Origin of the sequence: Pseudomonas sp. B21-053 (genome assembly GCF_026016365.1) — a bacterium.
GTDB classification, from domain to species: Bacteria; Pseudomonadota; Gammaproteobacteria; order Pseudomonadales; family Pseudomonadaceae; genus Aquipseudomonas; species Aquipseudomonas nunensis.
Genome location: NZ_CP087205.1, coordinates 6,657,554 through 6,671,323, shown reverse-complemented (window position 1 = coordinate 6,671,323; position 13,770 = coordinate 6,657,554). Strand labels below are relative to the sequence as shown.

At 60.7% G+C, this 13,770-nt stretch carries 17 protein-coding genes; 4 read left to right on the top strand and 13 right to left on the bottom strand.

Features of this window, described 5'->3' with window-relative positions; all coding sequences use genetic code 11:
* Positions 1-17: 17 nt before the first annotated feature.
* From metW to LOY68_RS29940, 5 genes are all read right to left on the bottom strand, one after another.
* Positions 18-638 (bottom strand): methionine biosynthesis protein MetW, encoded by a 621-nt coding sequence (gene metW, locus LOY68_RS29960; protein WP_054044417.1) that lies wholly within the window; start codon positions 636-638, stop codon positions 18-20.
* A gap of 7 nt (positions 639-645) precedes the next feature.
* Positions 646-1,785 (bottom strand): homoserine O-succinyltransferase MetX, encoded by a 1,140-nt coding sequence (metX, locus tag LOY68_RS29955; RefSeq protein WP_054044416.1) that lies wholly within the window; start codon positions 1,783-1,785, stop codon positions 646-648.
* Positions 1,786-1,982: 197 nt separating this feature from the next.
* Positions 1,983-2,570: a YggT family protein gene (locus LOY68_RS29950; protein ID WP_163910944.1), complete on the bottom strand. Its 588-nt coding sequence runs from the start codon at positions 2,568-2,570 to the stop codon at positions 1,983-1,985.
* A gap of 24 nt (positions 2,571-2,594) precedes the next feature.
* Positions 2,595-3,413 carry a pyrroline-5-carboxylate reductase gene (gene proC / locus LOY68_RS29945; protein WP_265041398.1) on the bottom strand — a complete coding sequence of 273 codons (819 nt, stop codon included), beginning with the start codon at positions 3,411-3,413 and terminating at the stop codon, positions 2,595-2,597.
* A gap of 35 nt (positions 3,414-3,448) precedes the next feature.
* Positions 3,449-4,147 carry a YggS family pyridoxal phosphate-dependent enzyme gene (locus tag LOY68_RS29940; RefSeq protein ID WP_265041397.1) on the bottom strand — a complete coding sequence of 233 codons (699 nt, stop codon included), beginning with the start codon at positions 4,145-4,147 and terminating at the stop codon, positions 3,449-3,451.
* Positions 4,148-4,203: 56 nt separating this feature from the next.
* Here LOY68_RS29940 and LOY68_RS29935 point away from each other — a divergent pair, with 56 nt between their 5' ends.
* Positions 4,204-5,238, top strand: coding sequence for a type IV pilus twitching motility protein PilT (locus tag LOY68_RS29935; RefSeq protein WP_163910953.1), 1,035 nt, complete (start codon positions 4,204-4,206; stop codon positions 5,236-5,238).
* A gap of 109 nt (positions 5,239-5,347) precedes the next feature.
* Here LOY68_RS29935 and LOY68_RS29930 read toward each other — a convergent pair whose 3' ends face one another.
* Positions 5,348-5,968 (bottom strand): C40 family peptidase, encoded by a 621-nt coding sequence (locus LOY68_RS29930; protein WP_265041396.1) that lies wholly within the window; start codon positions 5,966-5,968, stop codon positions 5,348-5,350.
* A 250-nt stretch (positions 5,969-6,218) separates the two neighbouring features.
* Here LOY68_RS29930 and LOY68_RS29925 point away from each other — a divergent pair, with 250 nt between their 5' ends.
* Complete coding sequence (locus LOY68_RS29925; RefSeq protein WP_163910960.1) at positions 6,219-6,653, top strand: NINE protein; 435 nt, start codon at positions 6,219-6,221, stop codon at positions 6,651-6,653.
* A 101-nt stretch (positions 6,654-6,754) separates the two neighbouring features.
* Here LOY68_RS29925 and LOY68_RS29920 read toward each other — a convergent pair whose 3' ends face one another.
* The 7 genes from LOY68_RS29920 to gshB form a co-directional block, all read right to left on the bottom strand.
* Positions 6,755-8,026, bottom strand: a complete 1,272-nt coding sequence (locus LOY68_RS29920; protein ID WP_265041395.1) for a dihydroorotase — start codon at positions 8,024-8,026, stop codon at positions 6,755-6,757.
* Entirely contained in the window at positions 8,023-9,027 is a 1,005-nt protein-coding gene (locus LOY68_RS29915; protein ID WP_007897943.1) for an aspartate carbamoyltransferase catalytic subunit, read from the bottom strand. Before LOY68_RS29915 ends, LOY68_RS29920 begins: the two co-directional genes overlap by 4 nt.
* 26 nt (positions 9,028-9,053) lie before the next feature.
* Positions 9,054-9,560 (bottom strand): bifunctional pyr operon transcriptional regulator/uracil phosphoribosyltransferase PyrR, encoded by a 507-nt coding sequence (pyrR, locus tag LOY68_RS29910; protein ID WP_054044401.1) that lies wholly within the window; start codon positions 9,558-9,560, stop codon positions 9,054-9,056.
* 81 nt (positions 9,561-9,641) lie between these two features.
* Positions 9,642-10,079, bottom strand: a complete 438-nt coding sequence (ruvX, locus tag LOY68_RS29905) for a Holliday junction resolvase RuvX (RefSeq protein WP_005792259.1) — start codon at positions 10,077-10,079, stop codon at positions 9,642-9,644.
* On the bottom strand, positions 10,079-10,651 hold the full coding sequence (locus LOY68_RS29900) for a YqgE/AlgH family protein (protein ID WP_265041394.1): 573 nt from the start codon (positions 10,649-10,651) through the stop codon (positions 10,079-10,081). Before LOY68_RS29900 ends, ruvX begins: the two co-directional genes overlap by 1 nt.
* Before the next feature lie 135 nt (positions 10,652-10,786).
* Positions 10,787-11,686 carry an energy transducer TonB gene (locus LOY68_RS29895; RefSeq protein WP_265041393.1) on the bottom strand — a complete coding sequence of 300 codons (900 nt, stop codon included), beginning with the start codon at positions 11,684-11,686 and terminating at the stop codon, positions 10,787-10,789.
* Positions 11,687-11,763: 77 nt separating this feature from the next.
* The gene (gene gshB / locus LOY68_RS29890; protein ID WP_054044396.1) at positions 11,764-12,717 is read right to left on the bottom strand and encodes a glutathione synthase; all 954 of its coding nucleotides are present in this window, start codon (positions 12,715-12,717) and stop codon (positions 11,764-11,766) included.
* Positions 12,718-12,942: 225 nt separating this feature from the next.
* On the opposite strand from gshB, the gene pilG reads away from it, so the two are divergent.
* Positions 12,943-13,347, top strand: a complete 405-nt coding sequence (pilG, locus tag LOY68_RS29885) for a twitching motility response regulator PilG (RefSeq protein ID WP_008152601.1) — start codon at positions 12,943-12,945, stop codon at positions 13,345-13,347.
* A gap of 57 nt (positions 13,348-13,404) precedes the next feature.
* Positions 13,405-13,770, top strand: a complete 366-nt coding sequence (pilH, locus tag LOY68_RS29880) for a twitching motility response regulator PilH (protein WP_007897961.1) — start codon at positions 13,405-13,407, stop codon at positions 13,768-13,770.

Sequence of the window (13,770 nt, the reverse complement as noted above, 5' to 3'; positions counted from 1 at the left end):
CCTTGAAATGGCGTGGTTCAGACCGCGACCTTGTGGTCTTGCAGCCCTGGGCTGCTGACGCGGTAGATACCGATCTCACCTAATAGATTAGGCCATAGCTTACTGGCCCACCCGTGTCGGTGCTGTTGATCCACGGCAAGCCGATCAATGACCTTCGCTTCACGTTCGCGGCACAACTCTTCAAAGTCGCCGAAAGTGCAGAAGTGGATGTTCGGCGTGTTGTACCAGGTGTACGGCAGGAACTCGGACACCGGCATCCGGCCCTTGCTCGCCAGGTACCAGCGGCAGCGCCAGTGACCGAAATTGGGGAACGTGATGATGCACTGGCGACCGACCCGCAACATTTCGTCGAGGATCCTGTCCGGGTAATGCACGGCTTGCAGGGCCTGGGTCATGACCACGATGTCGAAACTGTTGCTGGCAAAGTTGCCGAGGCCTTTGTCCAGATCCTGCTCGATCACGTTGATGCCCTTGGCCACGCACTCGGCGATGTTGTCCGCGTCGTTTTCCAGGCCATAGCCGGTGACTTGCTTGTTGTCTCGCAGCCAGGTCAGCAGTTCGCCGTCGCCGCAACCGAGGTCGAGCACGCGGCTACCGGCGGGAATCCATTCCTGGATGATTTCCAGATCAGCTCTCATGGCTTACTCACAAACTAATTCGGTTCATGTAATTGCTGAACGCCTGCAGATAGCGCGGGATCGGAATCAAGAAGGCGTCGTGGCCTTGCGGAGCGTCGATCTCGAGGTAGCACACGTCTTTTTTGGCCGCCATCAGCGCGTCCACCAGTTCCCGGGAGCGGGCAGGGGAGAAGCGCCAGTCGGTGGTGAAGGACATTACGCAGAATTTGGACGTGGCGCCGGCGAAGGTTTTCGCCAGGTCATCGTCGAAGTTCGCCGCCGGGTCGAAGTAATCCAGCGCCTTGGTCATCAGCAGGTACGTGTTGGCGTCGAAACGCCCGGAGAACTCTTCGCCCTGATAACGCAGGTAGCTCTCGACCTGGAACTCGACGCTGTGGAAGTCGTAGTTGAGCTTTTCGCTCTTCAGGCCACGGCCGAATTTCTCGCCCATGGAGTCGTCGGACAGGTAGGTGATGTGCCCGACCATCCGCGCCAGCATCAAGCCGCGCTTGGGGATCACGCCGGCTTCCTGGAACGAACCGCCGTGGAACTCGGGGTCGGTGAGGATCGCCTGGCGCGCCACTTCGTTGAACGCGATGTTCTGCGCCGACAGCTTGGGCGCCGAGGCGATGGCCAGGCAATGCCGCACGCGGTCCGGGTAAGTGATGGTCCACTGCAAGGCCTGCATGCCGCCGAGACTGCCGCCAATTACTGCCGCCCACTGGCTGATGCCGAGCAGGTCAGACAGGCGCGCCTGGCTGTGCACCCAGTCTTCCACGGTCAGCACCGGGAAGTCGGCGCCGAAGGGCTTGCCGGTCTCCGGGTTAATGCTGCTCGGGCCGGTGGAGCCGTTACAGCCGCCGAGGTTGTTCAGGCTGACCACGAAGAACTTGCTGGTGTCGATTGGCTTGCCGGGGCCTATGCAGCTGTCCCACCAACCGGGTTTGCGGTCGTCGGGGCTGTGGAAACCGGCAGCGTGATGGTGTCCGGACAAGGCGTGGCAGATCAGCACGGCGTTGCTCGCCGTGGCGTTCAGCGTGCCGTAGGTTTCGTAGATCAGGTCATAAGCTGGGAGCGAACGGCCGCAGGCCAGGGCCAGGGGTTCACTGAAGTGCGCCACTTGCGGCGTCACCAGACCAACAGAATCGGCGGGAAAGGCAGTTGGCATCGACCCTGCTCTCGTTGAAATGAGGCGTAAGTCTAAAGACCGCTGCCCTTAGCAGCAAGCGAACGGCAGGCCTGATTTCATTCAGTTGGACCGAGGTACGGCATTCGCGGGCAAGCCTCGCTCCTACAGGGAATCGCATAGGTCCTGTAGGAGCGAGGCTTGCCCGCGAAGAACGATAACGCGGTCAGCGCTCTGGATCAGATCAGCCCAAGCAAACCCTGCGGCATAAACGCAAAGTACGCCAGGCGCGGGATCAGCCAGCTCTGCAGCAACTGAATCACGATAAACGCAAAGATCGGCGAGATATCCAGGCCGCCCAGGTTCGGAATGATCCGACGGAACGGGGCGAGTACCGGTTCAGTAATCTGAGCCACCAGTTCGGCGCCCGGATTGTGGCTGCCCGGGGCGACCCAGGACAGGATCACGCTGATGATCATCGCGTAGAAAATGATGTTCAAGAACAGCGAGAACAGCGCGATCAGCGCCCAAGGCACCAACAGCAACCAGTCGACCATGAAGCCTTTGAGCAGCAGGATCACCGCGATCAGCAGCATTTGAATGATCAACGCCAGCACCAGCGACGACATGTCGAGCCCGAACATGCTCGGGATGACCCGGCGCAACGGCTTGAGCAGCGGTTGGGTGGCTTTGACGATGAACTGGCAGAGCGGGTTATAGAAGTTCGCCCGAACCAATTGCAGGATGAAGCGCAACAGCACGATCAGCAGGTACAGGCTGCCCAGCGTCTTGATGATAAAAACGGCAGCGTCATTGAGTCCGAGCATCATTGATTCCTTTGTAAGAGCTGATTAGCGACCCAGTTGTTCGGCCATCTCGGCCGAGCGATGTGCAGCGGCGCCGAGTGCTGTTTCGACCAGGGCTTCGAAGCCCCCAGCCTGGAACGACTTGATCGCAGCTTCCGTGGTGCCCGCAGGCGAGGTCACGCGACGACGCAGTTCCGCGGCGTCCACGTCACTGGCAACCGCCATGTGTGCGGCGCCGAGGGCAGTTTGCACGGTCAGTTGCGCGGCGACGTCCGCCGGCAGGCCGAGTTTCACGCCCGCCGCAGTCATCGCTTCGATCAACAGGAAGAAATACGCCGGGCCACTGCCGGAAACAGCGGTGACCGCGTCCAGTTGCTGTTCTTCGTCCAGCCACAGCGCGATACCGACAGCGGACAGCAGCTCTTGAGCCTGCTGGCGTTGCTCGGCCGTCACTTCAGCCGTGGCGAACAAACCGCTCACGCCCTGACGCAGCAGCGCCGGGGTGTTGGGCATGCAGCGCACGATCGGCTGGGCGCCGAGCCAGTTGTTCATGCTGGCGCAGGTGATGCCCGCAGCGATGGATACCATCAGTTGATGCGGCTTGAGGCTGGGGCGAATGGCTTCGCACACGGCTTTCATCGCCTGGGGTTTGACCGCCAGCACGACCACGTCGGCGTCCTGAATGGCGTCGGCGTTGTCGGCGAATACTTCGATGCCGTGCTCGGCGCTCACGCGAGCGCGGGTGTCAGCGCCGGGATCGCTGGCGCGGATGTGGGCCGCGTCCAGACCTTTGGCGCGCAGGCCACCGATCAGGCTGGCGGCCATGTTGCCGGCACCGATAAAGGCAATACGAGTCTTGCTCATGTCAGGTCCTTATAAAGAGAGGAGTCAGCCATTTTTCAAGGCTGGCCATGCATTTGTTGAGAGCCGCGAGCGCCAAACAGGGCTGTACCGATACGGACCCACGTGGCGCCCATGGCGATGGCCGACTCGAGGTCGTGGCTCATGCCCATGGAAAGCGTGTCGAGCGGCAGTTCGAGGCTGGCTTGCAGGTGCTGCACGGCAGCAAAAGCGGCGTCCTGGGCGGCGCGATCTTCAGTCGGCTCGGGGATCGCCATCAACCCGCGCAACTTCAGGCGCGGCAATTCGCTGATAGCCTTGGCCAGGGCTGGCAGGTCAGCCGGGGTGCAGCCGGACTTGCTGTCCTCGCCGCTGACGTTGACCTGGATGCAGATGTTCAGCGGCGGCAGATCGGCAGGACGTTGTTCGGACAGGCGTTGTGCGATTTTCAAACGATCCACGGAATGCACCCAAGCGAAGTGCTCGGCGATAGCGCGAGTCTTGTTCGATTGAATGGGGCCGATGAAGTGCCAGATCAAGGGCAGGTCGGCCAATTCGAGCTGTTTGCCCAAGGCTTCCTGCAGATAGTTCTCGCCAAAGTCCCGCAGCCCGGCGGCGTAGGCTTCACGCAGGGCTTGGGCGGGTTTGGTCTTGCTCACGGCCAGCAGCTGGACGCTGTGCTCGTCGCGCTTGGCAGCTTGGGTCGCTGCCTGGATACGCGAACTAACCTGAAGGATGTTGTCTGCTATCGTGGACATCGAGAGGCGCCGGCGGTCTGAAGGTTCGCGGCATTCTACTGGAATTGAGGAGCGCTATGGATATCACTGAGCTGCTGGCATTCAGCGCCAAACAGGGCGCGTCCGACTTGCACCTGTCTGCCGGCCTGCCCCCGATGATTCGCGTCGATGGCGATGTGCGGCGCATCAACCTGCCGGCCCTGGACCACAAACAGGTGCACGAGCTGATCTACGACATCATGAACGACACCCAGCGGGTGGACTTCGAGAAGCACCTGGAAACCGACTTCTCCTTCGAAGTGCCGGGCGTGGCGCGCTTCCGGGTCAACGCGTTCAACCAGAATCGTGGCGCCGGCGCGGTGTTTCGGACCATTCCGTCGAAGGTCCTGAGCATGGACGACCTCGGCATGGGCGATGTGTTTCGCAAGATTACCGAAGCCCCCCGTGGCCTGGTGCTGGTGACGGGCCCGACCGGCTCCGGCAAGTCCACCACCCTGGCAGCGATGATCGATTACCTGAACAACCATCGCCATCACCACATCCTCACCATCGAAGACCCGATCGAGTTCGTCCACGAATCACGCAAATGTCTGATCAATCAGCGCGAAGTCCACCGCGATACCCGCAGTTTCGCTACCGCGCTACGCTCGGCATTGCGCGAAGACCCGGATGTAATTCTGGTGGGGGAGATGCGCGATCTGGAAACCATTCGCCTGGCGTTGACCGCAGCCGAGACCGGCCACCTGGTGTTTGGCACGCTGCACACCACGTCGGCGGCGAAGACGATTGACCGGGTGGTAGACGTGTTTCCGGGAGATGAGAAGTCGATGGTGCGCTCGATGCTGTCCGAGTCGTTGCTGGCGGTGGTGTCGCAGACGCTGATCAAGAAGATTGGCGGCGGACGGATTGCGGCGCACGAGATCATGCTCGGCACGTCAGCGATCCGTAACCTGATCCGCGAGGACAAGGTGGCGCAGATGTACTCGTCGATTCAGACCGGGGGCAATCTGGGGATGCAGACGCTGGATATGTGCTTGAAGGAATTGGTGACCAAGGGCTTGATCAGCCGCGAGCATGCGCGGGAAAAAGCGCGGTCGCCGGATAATTTTTGAGGTCGTTGAAAAGCAAAAGATCGCAGCCTTCGGCAGCTCCTACAGGGAAACGCGAATCCCTGTGTAGGAGCTGCCGAAGGCTGCGATCTTTTGATCTTGCTTTAAACAATCAGCGCTGAACGACGCGCATCTGGTTCGGTTCTTTCGGCAGAACCCGCTTGGCCACCACATAGTGGCTTTCCCAATACGGCTTCTTCAGCGTATCGATGGACACCGCTTTGCCACGGCGTGGCGCGTGGATGAAGCGATCGTTGCCCAGGTAAATGGCAACGTGATTGACCCGACGGCTCTTGATGTTGAAGAAAATCAGATCGCCCGGCTTCAGATCCGCGCGATCGACTTTCTGTCCATGACCACTGGCCATGGCGTTCGAGGTGCGTGGCAGGTCGAAAGTCGCGTCGTTAAACGCGTATTTCACCAGACCACTACAATCGAACCCTTTACTTGGGCTGCTGCCGCCCCAACGGTATGGAGTACCGAGGACGTTGACTGCACGACTCAACACGTTGCTGCTTTGCTTGGTCGCCATCGGCGGCACCAGCTTGGCGTTGGCGGTGGCCAGCGTGGTGGAGCGTTTCGTGGTTTGCTTGTTTTTGCTCGAAGGAGCAGAAACATGGGATTTCGGGGTGTAACCATTAACGTTAGGAAGACGTTGCTCACGATTGGTGGCGTGGGCGGCCAGTGGCATCAAAAGGCAAATGGTTAGCCATGTCTTGAAAAATGGACGCATTAGGCAAGGCTCATATGGGTTAGCGCGCAACTTTATAACAGCTTTTTTGACCCTTCCGAGGCCGTTGGTCGATTGGACCTTGGGGTCAACGGAACCAAATAAGCAGCGAGTTGACGCAATTGTCGGACAGAGTGCTTGTACTACAAGGCTTTGGCGGGAGTGAAGGTAGCATTTGCCATACGTCGGACGCCTGTAAAAAAGTCACAAAGAATTCAACAATTTTTATCTATCGTGTGAATCGAGGACCCTCATGAACACCTATCAACACCCCGTGGCCTATCAAGACACCCACAGCAAACTGATCGGTTATCTGCTGTGGATTTTCGGTTTTACCGGGGCTCACCGCTTCTATTACGGCAAGCCGGTGACCGGGACGATCTGGTTCTTCACTTTCGGTTTGCTGGGCATCGGCTGGCTGATCGACCTGTTCCTGATCCCGTCCATGGACCGTGAGGCCGACCTGCGCTTTGAGGCCGGGCCGATCGAATACAGCGTGGCGTGGATCCTGCTGACATTCCTTGGGGTATTCGGCGTGCACCGGATGTATCAGGGGAAATGGCTCAGCGGCTTGCTGTACCTGGTAACGGGAGGTGTGTTCTTTCTGGGGGTGTTGTTCGACTTCTGGACGCTCAATACCCAGGTGTCCGTGGTGAACACCATCAGTAACCGGGCCGCCTCCCGCTAAAGAGGTGCCTGTCAGTAAGCCTTCGCGAGCAAGCCCGCTCCCACAGGATTAATACAGTCCTTGTGGGAGCGAGCCTGCTCGCGAATGCAGGCGACGCGGTCTTAAGCCTGGTGGCTAATCCGCCCATCCACCAACGTATACCGCACCACACTCGGCAAGCTGTGGCCAATAAACGGGCAGTTCTCACCCTTCGACAGCCAGGTTTCCCCGGCCACGGTCGAGGCCGTCGGGTCGAATAGCACGATATCCGCCGCGCCACCCACCGCCAGCTTGCCCGCCGGTAGGCGCAACGCCTCGGCAGGGCCGGCACTCAGGCGCGACAGCAGGGTCGGCAGATCGAGCAACCCATCCTCAACCAACGTCATCGCCAATGGCAGCAGCAGTTCAACACTGCTGATCCCCGGTTCAGTCGCGCCGAACGGTGCTAGTTTGGCATCGCGCTCATGCGGCTGGTGATGGCTGGAGATGGCCGAAACCACGCCGGACTTCACCGCCGCACGCAGGCCATCGCGGTCGGCGCGGGTGCGCAGCGGCGGCTGGACGTGGTAGAGGCTGCTGAAGTCGATCAGGGCTTCGTCGGTCAGGATCAGCTGATACAACGCCACATCGGCAGTCACCGGCAGTCCACGGGCCTGGGCCTGAGCGATCAGGGCCACGCCGCGAGCGCTGGTGAGTTGGCTGAAGTGCGCACGCACGCCGCTTTGCTCGACCAGCAGCAGGTCCCGGGCCAGGGCCACGGTTTCGGCGGTTTCCGGGATGCCCGGCAAGCCAAGGAAACTCGCGGTCGGGCCTTCATGGGCCAGGCCACCTTCAGCCAAGTCGTGATCCTGAGAGTTGAAAATCACCGTCAGGTCGAAGGTCGCCGCGTATTCCAGCGCCCGGCACAGGGTGCGGGTGTTGCGGAAGTTCTCTAGGCCGTTGCCGAAGGCTACGCAGCCGGCATCGCGCAGGGCAACGAGCTCTGCCAGCTGCTCGCCGTCCAGGCCTTTGCTCAGGGCACCAATCGGGAAGACTTTGGTGTTGCCGGCTTCGCGGGCGCGGTCGAGGATCAGTTCGGCCACAGCCGAGGTGTCCAGCACCGGTTTGGTTTTCGGCGGGCAGCACAGGCTGGTCACGCCTCCGGCAGCGGCTGCGCGGGTTTCGCTGGCAATCGAACCTTTGCGGCTGTAACCCGGTTCGCGCAGGGCGACGTTCAGGTCAACCAGGCCAGGCGCGGCCACGAGGCCTTTGGCGTCGATGGTTTCAACAGGAACAAAACCGGCCGGAGCGGCACCGAAGGCGACGATCTTGCAGGCTTCAACATGAATATCGGTAACTTGATCCAGCCCACTGACCGGATCGATGACGCGGGCGCCGAGAATGCTGAGCTTCACTGGGCGTTCTCCTGCTCGAATTGGCGCTGGGCAGTCTGCCCGCTCATGGCCATGGACAGCACGGCCATACGAATCGCAATACCGTAAGTAACCTGATTGAGGATCACCGAGTGCGGGCCGTCGGCCACCGCCGACTCAATCTCCACCCCACGGTTGATCGGCCCCGGGTGCATGACGATGCAATCCGGCTTGGCCCCGGCCAGGCGCGCGGTGGTCAGGCCGAACAGGCGGTAGAACTCGCCTTCGCTCGGCAGCAGGCCGCCGGTCATGCGCTCACGCTGCAGGCGCAGCATGATCACCACGTCGACGTCTTTCAGGCCCTCGGTCATGTCGGTGTAGACCTTCACGCCGTATTGCTCGATGCCGATCGGCAGCAGGGTTTTCGGCGCGATCACGCGGATGTCCGGGCAGCCGAGGGTTTTCAGCGCGAGCATGTTCGAGCGCGCGACCCGCGAATGCAGGATGTCGCCGACGATGGCCACGGAGAGGTTTTCGAAACCGCCCTTGTGCCGACGAATCGTCAGCATGTCGAGCATGCCTTGGGTCGGGTGTGCGTGACGGCCGTCGCCGCCGTTGATGATCGCCACTTGCGGGCACACATGTTCGGCGATGAAGTGCGCGGCGCCGGAATCACCGTGACGCACGACGAACATGTCGGCGGCCATGGCTTCCAGGTTGCGCAGGGTGTCGAGCAGGGTTTCGCCCTTGCTCGCCGAGGACGTCGACACATTCAGGGTGATCACGTCCGCCGACAGCCGCTGGGCCGCCAGTTCGAAGGTGGTGCGAGTGCGGGTGGAGTTCTCGAAGAACACGTTGCACACGGTCTTGCCGCGCAGCAACGGGACTTTCTTCACCGCCCGGGCGCCGACTTCGAGGAACGAGTCGGCGGTGTCGAGGATTTCCGTCAGCAACTCGCGGCGCAAACCGTCGAGCGAGAGGAAGTGGCGCAGCTGGCCCTGATCATTGAGCTGCAGCGGGCGCTTGGTTTCTAGAGGCGTCATCGCGAGGGGACTCTCAATAGGGCGAATTAAAGGGCGAGGTCTTGCAGTTCAAGTACGAGCGGCGAAGGGCCGGACAGCTTCACCCGTTCGTGGGCCGCCAGCTCCAGCGTCGCGCCGACCACGTTCGGACGGATCGGCAGCTCGCCGGCGTCCAGGTCCAGCAGGCAGACCAGCGTTACGCTGGCCGGGCGGCCGTAGTCGAACAATTCGTTCATGGCGGCGCGGATGGTCCGGCCGCTCATCAGCACGTCGTCGATCAACACCAGGTCCTGGCCTTCGATCTCGAACGGCAGGGCTGACGGGCGCACTTGCGGGTGCAGGCCGTTCTGGCTGAAGTCGTCGCGGTAGAAGGAAACGTCCAGCGTGCCGAGCGGCGAGTCGCTGCCCAGTTCATCGAGCAACGCCTGGGCGACCCAGACGCCGCCGGTACGGATACCGATGTAGCGCGGTTCGCTGATGCCACGGTGTTCCAGGTGTGCCTTGAGACGGATCGCCATCTGGCTGATCAGTTCGGCGGGATTGGGCAGGCTCATGGTTGCTCCTTCTTGGGCCCGAGCCGGTGCGTGCGGGGTTTGGCTCGGGTTGTAGCTATAGAGAGACGTGGTGACGACTCTTCAGGATTCGAACAGTGCGGTGTTTTCGTCGAGCCAGCCTTGCAGCAGCAGGGCGGCGGCGATGGCATCGACCGGGTTGTCGCGGTAACTGCCTTTTTGCCCGCCACGATCACGCCGCTCGCCCTTCGCTTCGAAGGTGGTCAGGCGTTCATCGTGGGTATAGAAGGGCAGGTTGTAACGGCCATTGAGGCGGCGGGCGAACTTCTCGGCCCGCAGGCACATGTCGCTGGGCGTGCCGTCCATGTTCAGCGGCAGGCCAACCACCACGGCGTCGGGTTTCCACTCCTTGATCAGGGCTTCGACCTGATTCCAGTCGGGAATACCGTTTTGTGCTTTCAAGGTGCACAGCTCGCGGGCCTGACCGGTAATCACCTGGCCGACCGCTACGCCGATCTGTTTGGTGCCGTAGTCAAAACCCAGAATCAGTCGCAGGGCCATCAGGCGTGGCCCGCCTGGCTGGTCAGCAGGCTGAGGTTGATCCCCAGGTGCCGGGCCGCCGCTTCGAGGCGCGATTCGCTGCTGGTGTTGAACAGGATGTCGGCGTCGTAAGGGCAGGTCAGCCAGGCGTTATCGGCCAGTTCGGCCTCCAGTTGCCCGGCTTCCCAGCCTGCGTAACCGAGGGTGATCACGCTTTTCGCCGGGCCGACGCCGTCAGCGATGGCGAACAGCACGTCTTGGGAAGTCGATAAGGACAGCTCGCCTTCCAGATCAACGGTCGCCTGGAAGGTTTTCCCTGACGGGTGCAGGACAAAGCCGCGATCAGTCTGCACCGGGCCGCCGATAAAGATCGGCACGTGCTGGCAGAGCACGGGTGGCTCGATGTCAGGACGCAATTGTTCGAGGATATCGGCCAGGTTCAGGTCTTGCGGACGGTTGACCACCAGCCCCATGGCGCCATTGGCCGTGTGCTCGACGATGTAGGTCAAGGTGTGCGCAAAGTTCGGGTCGGCCATGTGCGGCATGGCGATCAGGAAGTGATGCTTGAGGTAGCTGGGGCTGACGTTCTTCATGAGCGCTAGTGTGGCGTTGGAGGGGCGAACTGACAAGCCGAAGCACATCAAAAGATCGCAGCCTTCGGCAGCTCCTACGGGGGAATGTGTACACCTGTAGGAGCTGCCGAAGGCTGCGATCTTTTGATCTTTCGGTTAATTACTGGAGAGCTTGTCGCCGCGAGCGAATTTCCAGGTGCGGATGATTTCCAGTCGGTCGATGTCCGACAAATCCCCGGTAAATGGCGAAAACGGTGCCGCCAGCCGCACGATCCGCTGCGCCGCCTGATCCAGCAGCGGTTGCCCGGAGGACTCCAGCACCAGCACTTCATACAGCGAGCCGTCGCGGTTGATCGAGACCATCAAACGCAAATTGCCGTAGATCTGCTTGCGCCGCGCTTCGTCGGGGTAATTGAGGTTGCCGATGCGCTCGACCTTCTTGCGCCATTCGTCTTTATACCAGGCACCTTTGTCGCGCATGGTCGAGGCCGCGCTCAAGCGGTGAATCCGCGGGCGCTTGGCGTACAGCTGTTGTTCGTTGGCCAGTTCCGCTTCCAGGCTGGCGATGTCGCTGGACAGTTGCGAGCTGTCGAACGTCGGCGCGGCCACGGCGGGCTTGGGCGGGGTCTTGGGTTCTTCGTTTTTGGCGGCGGCTTTTTTCGGCTTCGGCGCGACGGTGGTCACGGCGGCCTTGGGCGCGGCTTCCTGCACTTCAGGCTTGGCGGCCGGCGGCGGGGTGACTTTCTGCACCTTGTTGTCCTGGAACGGCGCGACCTCGGTGGTCTTGGGAATTGCCTTTTTATCCAGGGTGCCGCTGCCTTCCTGATTCTCTTGAGCAAGAAAATCGGCTTTTTTAGGCTTGGTTTCGCTTTTGAAAGTGGCGAGGGTGATTTCCAGGGTTTTGCTGATCTGCTTGGGTTCGACCATCGAAAAGCCGACGCCCAACAGCAAGGCCAGGTGAATCAACGCCGCGAGAAACAGGGTAAAACCGAGGCGATCGGCCGGGCGCACGCCAGTATGGGCGAGTTCAGCGGGCAGATCGGACGGGAGCGTCATGACAAGAAAACCAACATCGCGTTTTTTACAGGCCGGGGATGATAACGCAATGTTGGTCGTTTCTTGGCTGTTCTATATCAACGGGCCTTGAGCTTCTGATCGATGGCATCCATCAAAAGGCCACCAATGTCGGTGCCGAAGGCGTTATCAATCTCGCGAATGCAAGTCGGGCTGGTGACGTTGATTTCGGTCAGGTGTTCGCCGATTACATCCAGGCCCACGAACAGCAGGCCTTTCTCACGCAGGGTCGGGCCGACTTGTGCGGCGATCCAGCGATCCTTGTCGCTCAGCGGGCGCGCTTCGCCACGACCACCGGCCGCGAGGTTGCCACGGGTTTCACCAGCCGCCGGAATCCGCGCCAGGCAGTAATCCACTGGTTCGCCGTCGATCATCAGGATGCGCTTGTCGCCATCCTTGATCGCCGGCAAGTAGGCCTGGCCCATGATCTGCTGGGTGCCCAGCGCGGTCAGGGTTTCCAGAATCACCGACAGGTTCGGATCGCCTGCGCGGTGACGGAAGATCGAGGTGCCACCCATGCCATCCAGCGGCTTGAGGATCACGTCGCCGTGCTTGGCGGCGAATTCACGCAACACGTCGGCGCGGCGGCTGACCACGGTCGGCGGCGTGCACTGCGGGAACAGCGTGGCGAACAGTTTTTCGTTGCAGTCGCGCAGGCTCTGCGGCTTGTTGACCACCAGCACGCCGGCGCGCTCGGCTTGCTCCAGCAGGTACGTGGAGTAGACGAATTCCATGTCGAACGGCGGATCCTTGCGCATCAGGATCACGTCCAGATCGCTCAGCAGCGCGTCGGTCTCGGCTTCCAGTTCGAACCACTTCTCAGGGTTGGCGAAGACTTTCAGCGGCCGCATCCGCGCCCGTGCTTCACCTTCGCCCTGATACAAATCCTTCTGTTCCATATAGAACAGTTCCCAGCCGCGCTTCTGCGCAGCCAGCAGCATGGCCAGCGAGCTATCCTTTTTATAGGAAATGCTGGCGATAGGGTCCATGACAATCCCGACGCGAACGCTCATGGGTTTTTCCTCGAAATGGGGTGGTCCGAATGGACACGAAAAAGTGGCGTCAGAGTGGCGCTGAGTGTGTTCCCGGTCAAGGAAAAACCTCTGCGCGGGTCGGCCGATAGATTGGTTATTGAGACTGTGCTAAAAAGGTCGCCATGTCGCGCTGGCCCTTCAGTATCAAGGGTTTCGAGCCGTCAAACGGACAAATTGTTTCTCAAAGGCGACGGTAGAGCATTTATGGAACAGCATTCCAGCGCCTTGAAGGTCATGGTGATCGATGATTCGAAGACGATCCGCCGCACCGCCGAAACGCTGTTGAAAAACGTAGGCTGTGAAGTCATCACGGCCATCGATGGTTTCGATGCGCTGGCCAAGATTGCCGACAATCACCCGGGCATTATCTTTGTCGACATCATGATGCCGCGTCTGGATGGTTATCAGACCTGCGCTTTAATCAAGAACAACAGTGCGTTCAAGTCCACGCCAGTGATTATGCTGTCGTCCAAGGACGGGCTGTTCGACAAGGCCAAGGGGCGCATCGTCGGCTCCGACCAGTTTTTGACCAAGCCTTTCAGCAAGGAAGAACTGCTGAACGCGATCCAGGCCCATGTTCCGGGCTTCGCCGCCGTTTTGCCGCAGTAGGACACGCACAGTGACGCTCGGCCAGCGGGCCCGGCGTTGACAAGAATGGGGAAGACCATGGCACGTATTCTGATCGTCGATGATTCGCCGACTGAAATGTACAAACTGACCGGCATGCTGGAAAAGCACGGTCATGAAGTGTTGAAAGCCGAAAACGGCGCCGACGGCGTGGCCCTGGCCCGCCAGGAAAAACCTGACGCCGTGCTGATGGACATCGTCATGCCCGGCCTCAACGGTTTCCAGGCCACCCGCCAGTTGACCAAAGACCCGGAAACCGGGCACATCCCGGTGATCATCATCACCACCAAGGATCAGGAAACCGACAAGGTCTGGGGCACACGCCAGGGCGCCAAGGACTACCTGACCAAACCGGTCGACGAAGACACCCTGATCAAAACCCTGAACAACGTGCTCGCCGGTTGA